The sequence below is a fragment of the Bacillus sp. FSL K6-3176 genome (assembly GCF_038003325.1).
Classification (GTDB): Bacteria; Bacillota; Bacilli; order Bacillales; family Bacillaceae; genus Bacillus; species Bacillus altitudinis.
This window is the reverse complement of record NZ_JBBOOX010000001.1, coordinates 2215165-2234566: the sequence shown is the minus strand read 5'-3', so window position 1 is coordinate 2234566 and position 19402 is coordinate 2215165. Positions and strand designations below refer to the sequence as shown.

At 42.4% G+C, this 19402-nt stretch carries 21 protein-coding genes; 18 read left to right on the top strand and 3 right to left on the bottom strand.

All coding sequences use genetic code 11. The features are described 5' to 3' along the window. The first annotated feature begins 108 nt into the window (after positions 1 to 108). Positions 109 to 846 carry a glycerophosphodiester phosphodiesterase gene (locus MHB38_RS11550; protein WP_017367573.1) on the top strand — a complete coding sequence of 246 codons (738 nt, stop codon included), beginning with the start codon at positions 109 to 111 and terminating at the stop codon, positions 844 to 846. Positions 847 to 879: 33 nt separating this feature from the next. Here the strand turns inward: MHB38_RS11550 and MHB38_RS11545 are convergent, their stop codons facing one another. After that, entirely contained in the window at positions 880 to 1116 is a 237-nt protein-coding gene (locus tag MHB38_RS11545) for a DUF2627 domain-containing protein (protein ID WP_017357960.1), read from the bottom strand. Between the two features lie 149 nt (positions 1117 to 1265). On the opposite strand from MHB38_RS11545, the gene MHB38_RS11540 reads away from it, so the two are divergent. From MHB38_RS11540 to MHB38_RS11500, 9 genes are all read left to right on the top strand, one after another. Next, on the top strand, positions 1266 to 3338 hold the full coding sequence (locus tag MHB38_RS11540) for a sigma-54 interaction domain-containing protein (RefSeq protein ID WP_017367572.1): 2073 nt from the start codon (positions 1266 to 1268) through the stop codon (positions 3336 to 3338). A gap of 125 nt (positions 3339 to 3463) precedes the next feature. Then, the gene (gene yqiS / locus MHB38_RS11535) at positions 3464 to 4357 is read left to right on the top strand and encodes a phosphate butyryltransferase (protein WP_008342231.1); all 894 of its coding nucleotides are present in this window, start codon (positions 3464 to 3466) and stop codon (positions 4355 to 4357) included. Between the two features lie 25 nt (positions 4358 to 4382). Continuing rightward, on the top strand, positions 4383 to 5477 hold the full coding sequence (gene bcd, locus MHB38_RS11530) for a branched-chain amino acid dehydrogenase (RefSeq protein ID WP_341003448.1): 1095 nt from the start codon (positions 4383 to 4385) through the stop codon (positions 5475 to 5477). A 33-nt stretch (positions 5478 to 5510) separates the two neighbouring features. After that, positions 5511 to 6632 carry a butyrate kinase gene (gene buk, locus MHB38_RS11525; protein ID WP_065460683.1) on the top strand — a complete coding sequence of 374 codons (1122 nt, stop codon included), beginning with the start codon at positions 5511 to 5513 and terminating at the stop codon, positions 6630 to 6632. After that, on the top strand, positions 6622 to 8046 hold the full coding sequence (lpdA, locus tag MHB38_RS11520) for a dihydrolipoyl dehydrogenase (protein ID WP_341003442.1): 1425 nt from the start codon (positions 6622 to 6624) through the stop codon (positions 8044 to 8046). Before buk ends, lpdA begins: the two co-directional genes overlap by 11 nt. A gap of 17 nt (positions 8047 to 8063) precedes the next feature. Continuing rightward, positions 8064 to 9056, top strand: coding sequence for a thiamine pyrophosphate-dependent dehydrogenase E1 component subunit alpha (locus MHB38_RS11515; RefSeq protein ID WP_017357956.1), 993 nt, complete (start codon positions 8064 to 8066; stop codon positions 9054 to 9056). A gap of 12 nt (positions 9057 to 9068) precedes the next feature. Then, positions 9069 to 10052, top strand: coding sequence for an alpha-ketoacid dehydrogenase subunit beta (locus tag MHB38_RS11510; protein WP_007501148.1), 984 nt, complete (start codon positions 9069 to 9071; stop codon positions 10050 to 10052). 19 nt (positions 10053 to 10071) lie between these two features. Beyond that, on the top strand, positions 10072 to 11328 hold the full coding sequence (locus tag MHB38_RS11505) for a dihydrolipoamide acetyltransferase family protein (RefSeq protein ID WP_048003062.1): 1257 nt from the start codon (positions 10072 to 10074) through the stop codon (positions 11326 to 11328). Positions 11329 to 11396: 68 nt separating this feature from the next. Further along, positions 11397 to 11690 (top strand): YesK family protein, encoded by a 294-nt coding sequence (locus tag MHB38_RS11500; RefSeq protein ID WP_008342236.1) that lies wholly within the window; start codon positions 11397 to 11399, stop codon positions 11688 to 11690. Between the two features lie 14 nt (positions 11691 to 11704). Here the strand turns inward: MHB38_RS11500 and MHB38_RS11495 are convergent, their stop codons facing one another. Further along, positions 11705 to 12598 (bottom strand): YegS/Rv2252/BmrU family lipid kinase, encoded by an 894-nt coding sequence (locus MHB38_RS11495; protein ID WP_008342237.1) that lies wholly within the window; start codon positions 12596 to 12598, stop codon positions 11705 to 11707. A 167-nt stretch (positions 12599 to 12765) separates the two neighbouring features. On the opposite strand from MHB38_RS11495, the gene MHB38_RS11490 reads away from it, so the two are divergent. The 6 genes from MHB38_RS11490 to MHB38_RS11465 all read left to right on the top strand — a co-directional run bounded on the left by MHB38_RS11490 (position 12766) and on the right by MHB38_RS11465 (position 17287). After that, positions 12766 to 13203: a BrxA/BrxB family bacilliredoxin gene (locus MHB38_RS11490; RefSeq protein ID WP_007501138.1), complete on the top strand. Its 438-nt coding sequence runs from the start codon at positions 12766 to 12768 to the stop codon at positions 13201 to 13203. Positions 13204 to 13399: 196 nt separating this feature from the next. Further along, positions 13400 to 14164, top strand: a complete 765-nt coding sequence (locus MHB38_RS11485; RefSeq protein WP_017357953.1) for a transporter substrate-binding domain-containing protein — start codon at positions 13400 to 13402, stop codon at positions 14162 to 14164. Positions 14165 to 14291: 127 nt separating this feature from the next. Then, positions 14292 to 14945, top strand: a complete 654-nt coding sequence (locus MHB38_RS11480; RefSeq protein WP_008342239.1) for an amino acid ABC transporter permease — start codon at positions 14292 to 14294, stop codon at positions 14943 to 14945. Then, positions 14938 to 15660 (top strand): amino acid ABC transporter ATP-binding protein, encoded by a 723-nt coding sequence (locus MHB38_RS11475; RefSeq protein ID WP_008342240.1) that lies wholly within the window; start codon positions 14938 to 14940, stop codon positions 15658 to 15660. The genes MHB38_RS11480 and MHB38_RS11475 overlap by 8 nt, the downstream gene beginning before the upstream one ends. 111 nt (positions 15661 to 15771) lie before the next feature. Continuing rightward, a complete protein-coding gene (locus MHB38_RS11470) occupies positions 15772 to 16725 on the top strand; it encodes an aromatic acid exporter family protein (RefSeq protein WP_007501130.1) in 954 nt (317 codons plus the stop codon). A 52-nt stretch (positions 16726 to 16777) separates the two neighbouring features. Beyond that, a complete protein-coding gene (locus tag MHB38_RS11465; protein ID WP_008342241.1) occupies positions 16778 to 17287 on the top strand; it encodes a L,D-transpeptidase in 510 nt (169 codons plus the stop codon). 39 nt (positions 17288 to 17326) lie between these two features. Here the strand turns inward: MHB38_RS11465 and prli42 are convergent, their stop codons facing one another. Further along, on the bottom strand, positions 17327 to 17419 hold the full coding sequence (gene prli42 / locus MHB38_RS11460; protein WP_017357951.1) for a stressosome-associated protein Prli42: 93 nt from the start codon (positions 17417 to 17419) through the stop codon (positions 17327 to 17329). A gap of 101 nt (positions 17420 to 17520) precedes the next feature. On the opposite strand from prli42, the gene mce reads away from it, so the two are divergent. Together mce and MHB38_RS11450 are read left to right on the top strand one after the other, a co-directional pair. Continuing rightward, a complete protein-coding gene (gene mce / locus MHB38_RS11455; protein WP_017367566.1) occupies positions 17521 to 17943 on the top strand; it encodes a methylmalonyl-CoA epimerase in 423 nt (140 codons plus the stop codon). Then, positions 17936 to 19399: an acyl-CoA carboxylase subunit beta gene (locus MHB38_RS11450; protein WP_017357949.1), complete on the top strand. Its 1464-nt coding sequence runs from the start codon at positions 17936 to 17938 to the stop codon at positions 19397 to 19399. Before mce ends, MHB38_RS11450 begins: the two co-directional genes overlap by 8 nt. The last annotated feature ends 3 nt before the right edge of the window (positions 19400 to 19402 follow it).

The following is a 19402-nucleotide window of genomic DNA, read 5'->3' as shown; positions in this document are numbered from 1 at the left end:
TGTCAACCTCTTCTCTCTTATTAGAAGAGGTTTTTTTATGTGCTCAAACTGGCAAAACGAAAACAGACACGTCATAATATAGGTAATCATCATATTTAGAGGTGGCATATGACGAAAATTTTTGCACATAGAGGCTTTAAAGGAAACTATCCAGAGAACACCATGATTGCCTTTGAGCACGCACTCCATTCTGGAGCGGATGGGATTGAGCTTGATGTTCAGCTCACCAAAGACGGCAGACTAGCTGTCATTCACGATGAAAAGCTGAACCGAACGACCAATATGAAAGGGTTAGTGAAAGACTATACATATGAAGAGTTAAAAAGAGGAGATGCCAGTCATTCTTTCTATGAAGAAACGGGTGCGGTCTCCATTCCTCTATTAGAAGAAGTATTAGAGCTAGTGACGCAGAGACCATCCTTTATGATCAACATTGAATTAAAAAACTCTATTTATCGATATCCAGGGATTGAAGAAAAAGTAAAAGAGCAAATTGAGCACTTTCAAATAGAGGATCGAGTGCTTGTCTCATCATTTCATCACGGCAGCTTAGCTCTTTTTCACAAGCTGATGCCGCACATTGAACTGGCGGTCCTCACGATGGATGTGATTCATCAACCGGACATGTATTTAAAAACAATCCCGGCAAAGGGCTACCATCCGAATATAAAGGGCGCTGGGGTGACAAAAGAAGTAGTATCCGCTCTCCATGCGGACCAACAAGTGATCAGACCGTTTACTGTAAACAGTGAGAAGCAAATAAAAAATATGTTGACCTTGGGTGTTGATGGAATCTTTACTGATTTTCCTGATCGAGCCGTCAAAATAAGAGAAGAAATGAAATAAAGACCTGCTATCAACAGCGGGTCTTTTTCATGATTACCTTTGCTTAAAACGAGTTGTTACTTTATTTCGTTTACGGTCTCTATATAAAATAAATCCTGCAACAACATAAAGACCTCCCCCTAAAAATAACAACCCTGCAATTCCTTGCAGCCATAAATATGGAAATGGTGCAATGATGATGCCGAAAACAGTGTCGCGCAGCAGCTTAATGCCAAGTGCTGCAAAGGCTCCAGGTATTAAAATAATCACTAATGCCAGTATTCTCCCCATCAAATGTCCCCTTAAACGTCATTTACTTCCATTGTCTAATTCAAAAAATATTTTGTCAAGAAAGGAAAACGTGGTAATATAGGTGTTGTGCAATTTTTTGCAACGGAAAAATATGGTGTGCAAAATTTTTCATATAAAGGGGTAACGGGATGCAGAGAGTCTTGATTGTCGGTGCAGGACAAGGTGGATCAGCACTGCTTGAAACATTGCTGAAAACAAATACGGTTCAAATCATTGCGATCGCCGACCTTGATCTCGAGGCACCGGGGATGGATGAAGCGAAAAAGAATGGAATTGAGACGACGACGGATTGGAAAGAATACATAAAAGATGACATTGATATCATCATTGAAACCACAGGCAGTTCTGCTGTACTGAAGGAACTAATTGAACAAAAACCAGAGCATGCTGTGATTGTGCCAAGCTCGATGGCATACGTCATGTCAGAATTAATGGCAGAGAAACAACAGCTTATTCAAATATTGAAGGAACAAACCTATAAACATGACCGCATTTTTAATGCAACGAATGATGGCATGATTTTTATTAATATGGATGAAGAAGTGGTCCTGTTTAATCGATCGGCTGCCAAAATGGTGGGGTGTTCGCAAAAGGATGCGATTGGCCGTCACATTCGAGAAGTGATTCCGAACACGAAACTTCCCGATATATTAAGGTCAAGGGAGCCGGAATTTAACCAAAAGCAATTTTTGAATCAGCAAATTCAAATTGTGACCACCCGTCTGCCGATTATTGATGACGCGGGGAGAATGTTAGGTGCTTTATCGATCTTTAAAGACATAACAGATGCGGTGGAGCTTGCGGAGGAAGTAACAAACCTCAAAGAAGTAAGAACGATGCTTGAGGCTATTATTCAATCATCAGATGAAGCCATATCGGTTGTCGATGAGCAAGGGAAAGGTATTTTGATCAACCGTGCTTATACGAAAATGACCGGTTTAACGGATAAAGAGGTCGTGGGGAAACCAGCAGGAGCTGATATTTCCGAAGGGGAAAGCATGCACTTAAAGGTGCTTGAAACAAGAAGACCTGTTCGAGGCGTCAGAATGAAGGTTGGTCCAAACAAAAAAGATGTCATCGTCAATGTAGCACCTGTTATTGTGGACGGCATTCTAAAAGGCAGTGTCGGGGTCATTCACGATGTATCCGAAATTCAATCATTGACGAATGAATTAAATAAAGCAAGGCAGCTCATCCGAACACTTGAAGCAAAGTACACATTTGAAGACATTATTGGAGAAAGTGAACAAATGCTTGTCGCACTTGAGCAGGCAAAGCTGGGTGCAAAAACGCCGGCAACCATTTTACTCCGTGGAGAATCAGGTACTGGGAAAGAGCTGTTTGCACATGCCATTCACAATGAAAGTGATCGCAAGTACAACCGCTTTGTCCGTGTCAACTGTGCTGCCTTATCAGAAACTCTTTTAGAGTCAGAACTGTTTGGCTACGAGGAAGGAGCGTTTTCTGGTGCAAGGCGAGGCGGGAAAAAAGGGCTGTTTGAAGAAGCCAATCAAGGCAGCATCTTTTTAGATGAAATCGGTGAAATGACGCCAAGTACACAAGCGAAATTGCTACGTGTCATGCAAGAAAAAGAAATTGTACGGGTAGGCGGAACGAAAGCGATACCGGTCGATGTGCGTGTGATCACAGCGACAAATGTCAATATTGAAAAGGCGATGGCAGAAGGTAAGTTCAGAGAGGATTTATATTATCGAATGAACAGATACCCGATATCGATTCCACCACTCAGACAGCGTCTCGAAGATATTGAATCATTAAGTAAACGCCTCATCCAAAAGATCAATTTAGACTATGGGCGAAACGTCAGCGGCTTAACAGATCGTGCGCTTCATAGACTTCGATCATATAGCTGGCCAGGCAACGTGAGAGAGCTTGAAAATGTGCTTGGACGAGCGATGATCTTTTTGAATCCGCAAGAAGAATGGATCGATGAAGCACATATCGCCTTCATGGAGTCAGACGAGCATGAGGAAAAAGAGCAGCAGGAACTGGCTGTAAGTCAATTTGAGGGGGAGACGCTCTCGGATGCTGTAGAAGCATTTGAAGCGCAGCTGATCAAACAAACCCTTGAAAAACATCAATTCAATCGCACAAAAACAGCGAAAACATTAGGGATCAGCATTCGCAATCTTTACTATAAAATGGATAAGTATCAGCTTGCAAAAGATAGCATGCAGTAACATGCACGTAACCTGCAAAAAATTGCATGATTTCTTTGCGAAAAGGTTTATTTTTCACACATTTCAAGCTGGCACGGAACTTGCATATAAAAAGAGGAACCGAGCACAAGGAAAGGTGGGCAAGTATGAAGCTTGACGATCTGATTATCAAAGCCTCGCAGCTGCAGAATAAAACAGCGGCTGTGGCTCATGCAGAAGACGAAGAAGTGCTTCATGCCATCAAAATGGCAATCGAACGAAAAGTCGCTCGCTTCCTGCTGGTTGGAAACAAACGCAACCTAAAGGAGCTAGTCAAACAGCATGAGATCAATGAAGACTGGATAGATATTATTCATTCAGATTCACCAGAAGAATCTGCCAAAATTGCCGTTCAGGCAGTAAGTGAAAATCATGCAGATATTCTCATGAAGGGTCATGTCCCGACAGCCGTACTGTTAAAAGCTGTCCTAAATAAAGAATATGGGCTTCGGACAGCGAGTGTCCTTTCACATGTTGCAGCCTTCGAAGTACCGGGCTTTGACCGTTTTATCTATGTGACGGACTCTGCGATGAACATTGCGCCTGATTTAAATATGCTGAAAGAAATTACGGTGAATTCCGTTCAAGTCGCACAAGCTGTCGGAAATGATATGCCCAAAGTGGCGGTATTATCAGCGGTAGAAGTCGTAAACCCAGCGATGGATTCGACGCTCACAGCTGCAAGTCTTGCGCAAATGAATCGAAGAGGTCAAATTTCTGGCTGCCTGATTGATGGGCCGCTTGCTTTAGATAATGCCATTTCTCAAACGGCAGCTTCTCATAAAAATATTACGAGTGATGTGGCTGGTCATGCAGATATTTTGCTTGTGCCAACCATTGAAGCAGGCAACATTCTTTATAAATCTCTCATCTACTTTGCTCATGCAAAAGTGGGAGCTGTGGTGGCAGGAGCGAAAGCACCGATTGCTTTAACAAGTCGGTCTGATTCAGCAGAAAGTAAGCTCTATTCAATTGCACTTGCCATCTGTACATCAAATTAAGTGAAAGTATTAGGAGGAATAGAAAATGGAACTTTTTAAATATATGGAACGATACGATTATGAACAGCTTGTATTTTGTCAGGATGAACAGTCTGGTTTAAAAGCCATCATTGCCATTCATGATACAACACTTGGGCCAGCACTCGGCGGAACAAGAATGTGGACATATGAAAATGAAGAAGCAGCGATCGAAGATGCCTTGCGTCTTGCGAGAGGTATGACTTATAAAAATGCGGCGGCAGGGCTTAACCTTGGCGGCGGTAAAACGGTCATCATTGGTGATCCGAGAAAAGAAAAGAATGAAGAAATGTTCCGTGCTTTTGGCCGTTACATTCAAGGATTAAATGGCCGTTATATCACCGCTGAAGATGTCGGTACAACGGTAGAAGATATGGATCTTATCCATGAAGAAACAGACTTTGTCACAGGCATCTCTCCTGCATTTGGTTCTTCAGGAAATCCATCTCCAGTGACTGCTTACGGTGTATATAAAGGGATGAAAGCAGCTGCAAAAGCAGCATTCGGTACAGATTCATTAGAAGGAAAAACAATTGCCGTTCAAGGTGTTGGAAACGTGGCTTACAACCTATGTAAACACCTGCATGAAGAAGGCGTACAGCTTATCGTTACTGATATCAACAAAGACTCAGTTCAGCGAGCTGTAGAAGACTTCGGTGCAAAAGCGGTAGACCCTGATGATATTTATGATCAAGAATGTGATATTTACGCACCATGTGCACTCGGTGCAACCATTAACGATGTGACGATTCCTAAATTAAAGGCAAAAGTCATTGCAGGTGCAGCGAATAACCAGCTGAGAGAAACACATCATGGAGATCTTATTCATGAAATGGGCATTGTGTATGCACCTGATTATGTGATCAATGCAGGCGGTGTGATTAATGTTGCAGATGAGCTTTATGGCTATAATGCAGATCGTGCAATGAAAAAAGTAGAAGGCATTTACCAAAACATTGAGCGAGTGATTGAAATCTCTAACCGTGATGCCATTCCAACTTATAAAGCGGCTGACCGATTGGCTGAAGAGCGAATTGAAAGAATGCGCAAATCAAGAAGCCAATTCCTGCAAAATGGTCAACATATTTTAAGTCGTCGCTAAATGGATGAATGAGTTGAAACGGAGGTTTTGTTTTTGCTGACAAAAGAATGGCGTATTCTCACGATTAATCCTGGCTCTACCTCAACAAAAATCGGTGTGTTTCATAATGAACGATCTATTTTTGAAACGACATTAAGACATACAGATGAGGAAATCAAGCAGTTTCCTCATATCATTGATCAATTTTCATTCCGGAAAGAAACCATTTTGAAAACACTGCATGAACAGGGGATGAACATCTCAAAGTTTGATGCAGTTTGCGCACGTGGTGGTCTGCTTCGCCCGATTGAAGGTGGCACATATGAAGTAAATGAGCAAATGGTTGAAGACCTAAAAGAAGGGTATGCTGGCCAGCACGCCTCTAATCTAGGCGGAATTATTGCCCGAGAAATTGCACTTGGCCTTAACATCCCAGCTTTTATTGTTGATCCCGTAGTCGTAGATGAACTACAGCCGATTGCTCGTATTTCAGGACTGCCAACAATTGAGCGGAAAAGCATTTTTCATGCGTTAAATCAAAAAGCAGTCGCAAGAAAAACGGCTGCTTCGTTTGGAAAGCGTTACGAAGATTTGAACATGATCATTACCCATATGGGCGGCGGAATTACGATTGGTGTACATCAAAAAGGAAAAGTCATTGATGTGAATAACGGTCTTCATGGCGAGGGTCCTTTCAGCCCAGAGCGGGCAGGAACTCTTCCAACAGGTGACCTTGTTAATTTATGCTTTTCTGGTGAATATTCGCAAGAGGAAATGCTCAAACGCATTATTGGCGAAGGCGGTCTTGCAGGCTATCTTGGTACGACAGATGCAGTAAAAGTAGAGCGCATGATCGAAGCAGGTGATGAGCGTGCGGCGCTTATTTATGAAGCGATGTGCTATCAAATTGCCAAAGAAATCGGTGCGGCTAGTGCGGTCTTAAAAGGAGCTGTAGACGTCATTGTGTTAACAGGCGGCCTTGCCTACAGCAAACAAATTACGTCAAGCATTAGAGGATACATTGACTGGATTTCAGATGTTGTTGTGTACCCAGGTGAAAATGAATTGCAATCCTTAGCAGAAGGGGCGCTTCGTATTTTAAAAGAAGAAGAAACACCAAAAGAATACCCAAATGATCAAAAGGCGGAGAAAGGAGTGACAAGTCATGGCAACTGAATATGACCTCGTCATTCTTGGTGGAGGCACAGGCGGCTATGTAGCAGCCATTCGTGCCTCTCAACTTGGATTGAAAACAGCAGTCGTAGAAAAATCAAAGCTCGGTGGAACATGTCTTCATAAAGGCTGTATCCCATCTAAAGCGCTGCTTAGAAGTGCAGAAGTCTATCAAACGGTCAAACGTGCCGCTGATTTTGGCGTTGAAGCAAGCGGAATTGCCTTACAATTTGCAAGCGTACAAAAAAGAAAAACAGAGATTGTCGACAAATTAGCAGGCGGCGTCAAACATTTAATGAAACAAGGGAAAATTGATGTATACGAAGGAATAGGCCGTATCTTAGGCCCTTCGATTTTTTCGCCAATGCCAGGCACCATCTCGGTAGAAATGGCGAATGGCGATGAAAATGAAATGCTGATTCCTAAGCAGGTCATCATTGCGACTGGATCAAGACCGCGCGTCCTGCCCGGACTTGAAGCGGATGGAACACACATCCTTACATCAGACGAAGCACTTGAACTGCAAGAACTCCCTCAGTCCATGCTGATTGTCGGCGGAGGCGTGATTGGAATCGAATGGGCTTCTATGCTCAATGATTTTGGCGTAAAAGTCACAGTGATCGAATTTGCAGATCGCATTTTACCAACAGAGGATCAAGATATTTCTAAAGAAATGGAAAAGCTTTTAACGAAAAAGGGCATCACCTTAGTGACAAATGCGAAGGTTCTGCCAGATACTGCCGAAAAGCACGAGAATCTCGTCAAGATCCAAGTGGAAAAAGGTGGAGACACTCAGTCGTTTGAAGCAGAGAAACTGCTTCTTTCAGTTGGCCGAGTGCCAAACGTGGAAGGCATAGGTCTTGAAAACACGGACATCCAGACAGAAAATCATGGCATTGTCGTGAATGAGCATTACCAAACGAAAGAGTCGCATATTTACGCAATAGGTGATGTCATTGGCGGTCTTCAGCTGGCGCATGTCGCATCACATGAAGGCATGATTGCAGTAGAACATATGGCTGGTAAAGATCCAAAGCCGCTTGATGAAACGCTCGTGTCTAAATGTGTGTACTCTCACCCAGAAACCGCTAGCGTTGGACTGACTGAACAGGCGGCAAAAGAGCAAGGCTACGAAGTCAAGATTGGGAAGTTTCCCTTTATGGCCATCGGAAAAGCGCTTGTATTTGGAGAGTCTGATGGATTTGTCAAAATCATTGCTGACCAAAAGACAGATGATATCTTAGGGATTCATATGATTGGTCCTCATGTAACAGATATGATATCTGAAGCTGGATTAGCCAAAGTATTAGATGCAACTCCGTGGGAAGTGGGACAGACGATCCACCCGCATCCAACCTTGTCAGAGGCAATTGGCGAGGCAGCACTGGCTGTTGACGGAAAGGCGATCCATTTTTAATCAAGGAGGGAAACATGATGAGTAACATGCGTCATCAGGAATTAGGATTATCAGATGAACAAGCGATTGACATATATAGAACCATGCTTTTAGCAAGAAAAATTGATGAACGGATGTGGCTTTTAAACCGTTCTGGAAAAATTCCATTCGTCATCTCTTGTCAAGGACAGGAAGCGCAGCAAGTCGGTGCCGCTTTTGCCCTCAATAGGGAAGAGGATTACGTTTTACCTTATTACCGTGATATGGGGGTTGTCCTTGCATTCGGGATGACGGCGAAAGATTTAATGATGTCTGGTTTTGCGAAAAAAGACGATCCAAACTCAGGCGGGAGACAGATGCCAGGTCATTTTGGGCAAAGATCAAACCGAATTGTGACTGGATCATCGCCTGTGACAACACAGGTTCCTCATGCGGTTGGCATCGCACTTGCCGGGCGTCTAGAGCAAAAGAATTTTGTTAGCTTTGTCACGTTCGGTGAAGGCTCTTCAAACCAAGGAGACTTTCACGAAGGCGCCAACTTTGCTGCGGTGCATAAGCTGCCTGTTATTTTCATGTGTGAAAACAATAAGTATGCGATTTCTGTCCCGTATGACAAACAAGTGGCATGTGAGCGTATTTCAGATCGTGCAATAGGGTACGGAATGCCGGGTGTGACGGTTGATGGAAATGATCCGCTTGAAGTGTATGCAGCGGTCAAAGAAGCGAGAGACCGTGCGGCAAGAGGCGAAGGCCCAACATTGATCGAAACCATTTCTTACCGGTTAACTGCGCATTCAAGTGATGACGATGATTCTAGCTATCGAGAAAAGGAAGAAGTGCTCGAAGCAAGAAAGAAAGATCCGCTCATTCAATATGAAACGTACTTAATCGAAGGAAATGTCATGACTTCTGAAATGAAAGAAGACATGACCAAAGAAATCATGCAAATCGTAAACGAAGCCACTGATGAAGCGGAAAACGCAGCTTATGCCGATGCAGAAAGCGCACTTCGTTACGTGTATGCGGAGTAAGGGGGAAGAAAAATGCCTGTTATGTCATATATAGACGCTATTACACTAGCGATGAAAGAAGAAATGGAGCGAGATCCGAAAGTGTTTGTGCTCGGAGAGGATGTCGGGAAAAAAGGCGGCGTATTTAAAGCAACAGCGGGTCTTTACGAGCAATTTGGAGAAGCGCGCGTCATGGATACACCTCTTGCCGAATCAGCGATTGCAGGTGTAGGTATTGGGGCTGCTATGTATGGAATGCGTCCGATCGCGGAGATGCAATTTGCGGATTTTATTATGCCAGCCATCAACCAAATCATTTCAGAGGCTGCAAAAATTAGATATCGTTCCAATAATGATTGGAGCTGCCCAATGGTCATTCGTGCTCCTTACGGGGGCGGCGTACACGGGGCGCTTTATCATTCACAATCTGTCGAAGCCATTTTTGCCAATCAGCCAGGCTTAAAGATTGTGATGCCTTCTACACCTTATGATGTCAAAGGGTTGTTAAAAGCCGCAGTGCGTGATCCAGATCCTGTATTGTTCTTTGAACACAAACGTGCATACCGTCTCATTAAAGGAGAAGTGCCTGAAGAGGATTATACGCTCCCTATTGGAAAAGCGGATGTGAAACGAGAAGGCGATGACATTACGGTCATTACATATGGCCTTTGTGTTCATTTTGCCCTCCAAGCAGCAGAGCGCCTTGCGAAGGACGGAATTTCTGCTCATATTCTCGATTTACGTACAGTGTACCCGCTTGATCAAGAAGCGATTATTGAAGCGGCATCAAAAACAGGGAAAGTACTCTTGTTAACGGAAGATACAAAAGAAGGAAGCATCATGAGTGAAGTGGCGGCCATCATTTCAGAGCACTGCTTGTTTGATTTAGATGCGCCAATTAAACGTCTAGCAGGACCTGATATCCCTGCAATGCCTTATGCACCGACAATGGAGAAATTCTTCATGGTTAATCCGGATAAGGTAGAAGCTGAAATGAGAGAACTAGCGGCGTTTTAAGAAAGAGGAGGGTTTCAAAGTGGCAACTGAACAAATGAAAATGCCTCAGCTTGGTGAAAGTGTAACAGAAGGAACCATTAGCAAATGGCTCGTTTCACCTGGCGATCATGTGAATAAATACGATCCGATTGCGGAAGTCATGACAGATAAAGTAAATGCAGAGGTTCCGTCATCCTTTACAGGAACAATCACTAAACTAGCGGCTGCAGAGGGTGATACACTTCAAGTAGGAGAAGTGTTTTGTGAAATTGAAGTAGAAGGCAGTGCGCAGCAGAGTGCGAAAACAGAAGAGGCGCCTGCGCAAGATGAAGCACCAGAACCTGACCAAACAAATGTGGATCAGAGTCAAAAGAAACGATACTCTCCGGCAGTCCTGCGTTTAGCAGATGAGCACGGAATTGATTTAGCGGCTGTTCAAGGAACGGGAGCTGGCGGCAGAATCACAAGAAAAGATTTGCTGAAGCTTATCGAAAGTGGAGGCGCACAAGAAACGGCAGCACCTGTGAGTGATGGTACGGGTCAACCAGAGCCTGCAAAGCCGTCACAAGCAAAAGCGGCTCCTTCCATCTCTTCAATGCCTGGAGATGTTGAACTGCCGGTCACACCGATTAGACAGGCGATTGCCGCAAACATGCTAAGAAGCAAGCATGAAATTCCACATGCCTGGACGATGATGGAAGTGGATGTGACAAACCTTGTGACAAGAAGAAATCAGCTAAAAGATCAATTCAAAGCAAAAGAAGGCTTTAATTTGACGTTCTTTGCATTCTTTGTCAAAGCAGTGGCTCAGGCCTTAAAGGAATTTCCTGAAATGAACAGCATGTGGGCTGGAGATAAAATTGTTCAAAAGAAAGCGATCAATGTCTCCATTGCTGTTGCGACAGATGACGCTCTTTTTGTCCCAGTGATTAAAGATGCGGATGAGAAAACGATTAAGGGAATCGCCAAAGAAATTCATGAACTTGCTTTCAAGGTCAGACAAGGCAAACTGAAGCAAAGTGACATGGAAGGCGGCACTTTCACTGTGAACAACACAGGATCATTTGGTTCGGTTCAATCAATGGGGATCATTAACTATCCGCAAGCAGCCATTTTACAAGTAGAATCTATTGTAAAGCGCCCGATGATTGTAAATGGTATGATTGCCGCAAGAGATATGGTGAATCTTTGTCTTTCATTAGATCATAGAGTACTCGATGGTCTTGTATGCGGTAGATTCCTGCAAAGAATTAAACAAATTCTTGAAGGCATTGACGAAGAGACGTCCGTCTATTAAGCTCATTTATATGTCCCCTTCTCACAATGAGAGGGGGATTTCCATATCAATCAGAAAGGAGCCATGAGATGTCTGGACTAGATTTTTTTGCTTTTCTTACGATTGGTCTGATGTTTATCACAGCCATTGCGTTCGCTTTTCTTCGGTATATTTCCAAATCACGCAATCATCCTGAACGCTTACTGCTCATCATATCGATCGTTTCAATCATTCAAATCGCCTATTGCTTGTTGATGATAGGTGGATTTAAAGGAGTCGCCAATAGTTTATTAGGCATTTCCCTTCTGATAGGTACACTGCTAGGGTATGCACTTGAATATTTATACAGACGTTATATCAAAAAAACGCCCGCATCGAAATGATGCAGGCGTTTTCTTTATTCTGCCGGAACAATAAAGGTCAAATGCTGTTTTAATACTTCAAGGGAAGAAGGAGCGGTCATGTATACTTCACCATCTGTATCTGCATCCATTTCCTCTTTAGTATGAATATGAATGCGGGATGCTTGTATAAGAGACAGGTCACCTTTAAAATCTTCTAGCTCTTCGCGGTTCATTGAAAAAATCTCTTTTAAAGCAGAGAAACTCGTATTTCTGCAAATTAAAATTTCGGCTTTTCCATCATCAATTGAAGCATTTGGCAGATCTATTTTATTTGTACCGATAAAGTGCCCATTCATGACAAGGACAATCACAGCTTCTTCTTCCCAGTTTTCCTCTTCCGTTTCAATGCGTACATAGAAAGGTTCTGTCTGCTGAAGGGTTCGAAGAGCGCTCGTGAAGTAACTGATTTTTCCGAGGACAGCTTTTTCTTTATCATTAATATTGTTTGAGGTATCTGCGATGAGACCAATCCCCCAAAAATTTAAAAGGTATCGATCATCTGCTTTGATTAAATCGACCTTTTTTTCAGTGCCATCTATCACCATTTGAGCGGCCTTTGGCATCTGCTGCGGGATGCCTAGCGTTCTAGAAAAGTCATTGCACGTCCCGCCAGGTAAAATCGCTACAGCTGGCCTTTTTTCTAAACCGCCAATTCCATTCATACATTCATGGACGGTTCCGTCTCCGCCTAGTATAATCAACAATTCAATCGACTCATCCATCTCGCGGCAGAAATGATAGGCATCATTCGGCTGTTTTGTAGGCTTAAGGATGAGTTCATCAATATGTAAAGAAAGAAGAGGCACTGTTTGACCTAGTGTTTTTTCCATGTTTTTTTGTCCAGCATTTCCGTTATAAATGAGTATCGCTTTTTTGAATTGTGCCATCACGCAGTTCTCCCTTTCATCACTTTATTATCACTTTTCCCCAATTCCACAGGTCATAAACGACGTTTGAAAAAAGTGAAGGGGACGAAACAAGACATTTGCCCGCCGGCGTTTTCCTTGATATGATGTAGTTAAAATGGTTTGGTACGTAGAAGGAGTGGACGGTTATGAATATTGATTTTAATTTATTTATGAATGATATCGTGAAACAAGCACGAGAAGAAATTAAACAGGCAGGCTATACGGAGCTGACAACAGCTGAAGAAGTTGATGAAGCGCTAACGAAAAAAGGAACGACACTTGTTATGGTGAATTCAGTGTGCGGCTGTGCAGGCGGTATTGCAAGACCAGCGGCTGGTTATTCTGTTCATTACGATAAGCGTCCAGATCAATTGCTCACAGTGTTTGCTGGACAGGACAAAGAAGCAACCGCAAGAGCACGTGAATACTTTGAAGGCTTCCCGCCATCTTCACCATCATTTGCTCTATTAAAAGACGGGAAGATCATTAAAATGGTCGAACGTCACGAAATCGAAGGACATGAACCGATGGAAGTGGTGTCAAAACTTCAAGCCGCTTTCGATGAGTATTGCGAAGAAGTGTAACATGTTACTTTTGAATGAATCATTTAGAGGCAGTCCGGTCTTTTGATCGGTCTGTTTTTTTGTTTTATATGACATACGAATCAAAATAATTTTAGCAAAATACTATTGCATATCAAAAAGAAAGTGTTTAAAATACATTATAGTGAATAAATATTCAAATCTACTCATGATTTTAAATACTAGGAGGCATTATCATATGAAAAAGTGGTTATTATTACTTATGACAGCTGGTCTTGCAGCTGCATTAGCAGCATGCGGAACTTCTTCTAATAATTCAAACGCATCAGGAGACGACAAAACACTCATTATGGCGACTTCAGCAGATTATCCGCCATTTGAATCAAAAGATGGTGATAAAATTATCGGTTTTGATGTCGACCTTGCTACAGCTCTAGCGAAAAAGAACGGCTACAAGCTAGAAATTCAAGATATGGACTTTGCAAGCCTCGTGTCAGCTCTTAAAACAAATAAAGCTGATATTGTGCTTGCAGGTATGACACCTACTGAAAAGCGTAAAAAACAAGTTGATTTCTCAGATGTTTACTACAATGCTGAAAACTTGGTTGTATCAAAAAAATCTAGCGGTATGAAAACAGAGAAAGATTTAAAAGACAAAACGGTTGGCGTTCAATTAGGTTCTATCCAGCAAGATGAAGCAAATGGATTGCAAAAGAAATATAACTTAACGGTCGAAGATCGTAATAAAATCTCTGATATCATTCAAGAAATTAAGGCAGGCCGTTTTGATGCAGCCATTATTGAAGATAAAGTAGCGGCTGGCTACTTGAAAAAGGAAAAAGATTTCCAAGCGTTTGGATTGAATAGCTCAAACGAAGGTTCAGCCATTGCATTCAAAAAAAATAGCGACTTAACAGCGAAATTCAATAAATCATTAAAAGAAATGAAGGATAATGGCGAACTTGATAAACTCATTAAAAAATGGTTTGCTGATGAAAAGTAAGTCAGGAAAAGGATCAGCGTCATTCATGAAAATCAAGTAGAAAGCGCTGAAAAGTTCAACATGTGTTGAACTTTTTTCCTGTTTTATTCTTTGATTTTATCTGAAGGAAAAAAAGGAGAATATCATGATGGATTTTAAAGATGTCATACCTCAGATGCCCTTTATTTTAGAAGGTCTTAAAGTAACGCTTTCTATTGTTGTGGTATCACTGTTCCTTGGTTTTATTTTAGGAATCTTATTAACGCTCTGTAAAATTAGTGTATTTAAGCCGCTTATCTGGCTAGCAGATTTTTATACGTCAATCTTCCGAGGCACACCGCTTGTGCTTCAGCTTTTGATTATTTATTTTGGTCTTCCCCAGCTGCTCGGCTTTCAAATTGATCAATACTGGGCAGCTGTAGCAGCATTTTCACTAAACTCGGCGGCGTACGTTTCTGAGATCATTCGTGCAGGAATCAATGCCATTGATAAAGGGCAAAAAGAAGCGGCCGTTGCTTTAGGTATCCCGTATGCTAAAATGATGAAGGACTTATTGCTTCCGCAAGCATTCAAAAATATTTCACCAGCACTTGTGAACGAAACGATTACACTGACAAAAGAATCAGCGATTGTCACAGTCATTGGACTGGGCGATGTCATGAGACGAGCTTATCAAGCAGGTGCCGTCACCTATAACTATCTTGAACCGCTTATTTTTGCGGGTCTCATCTATTATGTCATCGTGCTTATTCTTACCTTCGTCGGCAAATCGGTGGAAAGGAAGTTAAAATCAAATGATTAAAATAGAGAAACTCACAAAATCTTTCGGTAAAAATGAAGTGTTGAAAGGGATTGATACCACGATTAAAGAAGGCGAAGTGGTAGCTGTCATCGGGCCGTCTGGTTCAGGAAAATCAACATTTCTTCGCTGTATTAACTTACTTGAAAAACCGACTTCTGGAGTGATTACGATTCAGGGGACGGAAATTACCAATCCAAAAACAAATGCACTAAAAGTGCGCGAGAATATTGGTATGGTGTTTCAACATTTTCACTTATTCCCGCACAAAACAGTGCTAGAAAATATTACGTATGCGCCAATGAATGTAAAGAACCAATCGAAGGAAGACAGCATCAAGCAGGCAGAGGATCTTTTAAAAAAGGTAGGACTTTTAGAGAAAAAAGATGATTATCCGAACCGGCTGTCAGGTGGTCAAAAGCAGCGTGTCGCCATTGCACGTGCCCTTGCGATGACACCAGACATCATGCTTTTTGACGAGCCGACGTCTGCTCTTGATCCAGAAATGGTAAAGGAAGTATTAGAGGTCATGAAAGAGCTCGCTCAATCTGGGATGACGCTGATGATCGTCACACATGAAATGGGCTTTGCAAAAGAAGTGGCAGACCGTGTGATCTTTATGGATGATGGGAAAATTGTAGAGGATGCCAATCCTGTAGAATTCTTTGAATCTCCGTCTTCACAGCGTGCTCAAGATTTCTTACAAAAAATATTATAATGAAAAAAACGAGGAGGAGACTTAACATCTCCTTCTTTTTTTGATTATAATGGGGAAAGTAAAAAAAGTTCATCATTTCACAAAAGTAGACAGAAAAGAGTGAATCACATCATGTTTAAAATCGGCTACCGAACGCTGAAAACAGCATTAGGAACAGCTCTAGCCATTTACATTGCACAAATGCTCGGTCTGCAAAACTATTCAGCTGCCGGCATTATTACGATTCTTTGTATTCAGGTGACGAAAAAAAGGTCACTCCTCGCATCTGGGGCCCGCTTTGCCGCATGCAGTCTTGCCATCTTATTTTCTTATTTATTTTTTGATCTGATTGGGTATCATCCTTTTGTCATTGGACTGATGCTGCTCGTCTTTATTCCAACAACGGTCTTGCTTCGGATTAAAGAAGGGATTGTCACAAGTTCAGTGATTATCCTTCATTTGTATATGTCTGGAGGCATTACGCTTCATCTCATCTGGAATGAGCTTTTACTCATCACCATTGGTGTAGGGGTCGCACTCATTATGAACCTGTATATGCCTAGCGTTGATAAAAAGCTGAAACAATACAGTGAACAAATTGAAGCGAATTTTGCGAAAATCTTTGAAGAAATCGAGCAATATTTAATGACCGGAAAACAAGACTGGACAGGAAAAGAAATTCCAGAGACGCATCAATTGATTAAAGAAGCGAAGGCTCTTGCATACCGTGATGTTGAAAACCATGTCTTAAGACATGAAAATCTGTATTATCATTATTTCAACATGAGACAAAAGCAATTTGAAATCATTGAGCGTGTGCTTCCGAAAATTACGTCCATTTCTGTTACAACGGAGCATGGGCAAATCATTGCAGAATATATTAGAGATTTACGAGAACATATTCACCCAGGGAACACGGCGCATAAGTTCTTAAGACGCCTGATTGATATGAAAGAAGAGTTTGATGCACTGCCGCTTCCGCAAACACGTGAAGAATTTGAAGCTAGAGCCGCACTCTTTCATTTTCTCGGGGAAATGGAACAATATTTGGTGCTGAAAAGTTATTTTAAAGGGATGAAAGAATAAAGACGCATGAGTTCCTCCTTCATTGGTCAATCTAATGAAAAAGGAGGAGCCTATGCGTCTTTTATTTTATACTGTGCTGACCATGTCCCTTTCACCCATCTGGCCGCTTGGGCAAAACCCGCTTCCAGGAGACCCGTATGTCATTATTAATAAACAAACAAACGAGCTTGCGTATATTGATCATGGGAAAATTCAAAAAGTCTACCCGGCTTCTACTGGCAAAACAGCTGATTTAACGCCAGAAGGTGAATTTACGATTATGATCAAAGCGAAAGATCCTTATTACAGAAGAAAAAATATTGAAGGCGGCGCGAAGAATAACCCACTCGGCCGAAGGTGGATTGGATTTGATGCGCGAGGAACCGACGGGAGAACCTATGGCATTCATGGAACAAGTGATGAGACATCGATAGGGAAATTTATTACGGCGGGCTGTGTACGTCTTCATAATCAAGATGTAGAACGGCTATTTGATCAGCTTCCAGTTGGTACAAAGGTATGGATCACGACATCAAGCGATGCATTTGAAAAACTGGCCAAAGACAAACAGGCCATTCGTTAAAAAACGAATCACCTGCTTGTCTGCTTTTTTATCAACACTTTATAAAAAGGCTGCCGCTCCTGCTAAAAGTGAAGAAATTAACAGTAAGCTAATCATGAGCAATACCATAAATTTCATGAATTTCTGAGACATATCGCACCCCTATAATCAAATGTTTTTGCGACGAGCGCACCTTTCTTTATTCTAGCTCGTTTTTACGCAGGCGACAAGTGATGTACAAAGGAAGTGAACGGATGAATCAAATCGATCATATAGCCATTGCCGTTTTTTCAATTCAAAAAACAGCACGTACGTTCTCCAGGCTGTTTAACTGGGAATTTTCAGACATAGAAGTACTTCCAAATCAAGGGGTCAAAGTATCTTTTGCTTCCCTAGGTGATCTGCACATTGAGTTGATTGAACCGATATCAAATCACAGCACATTACATACCTTCTTAACAAAAAGAGGAGAGGGGCTTCATCATATTGCATTAAAGTCAGGTGACATTCAGGCTGATCTCAGTCAACTTGACGAGCTCGGCATGCAGCTCATTCAAAAGGACGCACAAAATGGTGCGAACGGAAAGCGCATCGCGTTTATTTCACCAAAAGAAACGTCAGGTGTGCTATTTGAATTGTGTGCGCCATTGAAAGGAGAGAAACAGGAAGATGCATGAATCGTTCAATGACTTGTCTGAATGGCGCGAGAAAGCTTTAAGGGGTGGCGGTGAAAAACGAGCAGCGGCTCACCGAAACAAAGGAAAGCTGACTGTTCGTCAGCGGCTTCATGAACTTCTTGATGAAGGCAGCTTTATGGAAATCCAGTCATTTGCTAAAGGCTCCCGCTCAGAGCATTTAGGGGATGGCGTTGTCACTGGGACGGGACTGATTCATGGGAAACAAGTAGGCGTTTATGCACAAGATGCGACCGTGTACGGGGGTTCACTAGGGGACATGCATGCGAAAAAAATAGCGGCTTTAATGGATTTGGCGGCTAAAAATCAAATGCCTGTTATCGGTCTAAAAGACTCAGGTGGTGCGAGAATTCAAGAGGGTGTGGTATCATTAGAGGGATATGGTCAGATTTTTAAACGGAATGTGCTGTACTCTGGTCAAATTCCGCAAATATCCGTTATTTTAGGCTCCTGTGCGGGAGGTGCAGTTTATTCACCTGCATTGACGGATTTTGTATTCATGACGGAGCAAACAGCTCATATGTTTTTAACTGGTCCGAAAGTGATAGAAAAAGCAACAGGAGAGACGGTCTGTCCTGACCGGCTTGGAGGTGCAGCAGTTCAGCATCAAACAAGCGGGAATGTGCACTATACAGGGAAAGATGAGAGAGACGTGTTAAAAGCAGTTCGAACGCTTTTAACGTACATACCAACGAAACGACGGCCTGTCATTCATCGTAAGGTGCAAAAGCATGATGCGAGCGATCTTGGGAACATCTTGCCAAAGGAGCCATCACGCACTTATGATGTCAAACAAGTGGTGACAGCGATCACCGACCACGGCTCATTTTTTGAAACGCAGCGTTGTTTCTCCAAAAATATCGTCACAGGTTTTGCCAGATTACAAGGGTCTTCCATTGGTCTTGTAGCCAATCAGCCTAAGGTGCTGGCAGGAAGCCTTGACCTCGATGCTGCTGATAAAGCGGCTCGGTTTATTCGATTTTGCGATGCATTTCACATTCCCATTTTAACCCTTGTGGACGTTCCTGGTTTTTTGCCAGGTGAGAAAGCTGAGCATGCAGGCATTATCCGCCACGGCGCAAAGCTTCTGTATGCGTATGCTGAGGCGACTGTTCCAAAAATCACTGTGATTTTGAGAAAGGCGTTTGGCGGCGCATACGTTGCGATGAATAGTAAGGGATTAGGTGCTGACTTTGTATATGCATGGCCAGAGGCAGAAATTGATGTCATGGGAAAATCGTTTGCAGACGAAATTGTTCATCCTGCTTTGCGTGAGGTGGACAATGAACCTAGTGTCATCAAGGCAGCACAATTAGGATTAATCGACGATATTTTAATGCCAGATGAAACGAGAGAGCGGCTCATTCGCTCATTTGACCTGCTTCGCAGTAAGGAAGAAGATAGACCGTTAAAAAAGCATGGAAACATGCCGCTATAAGAG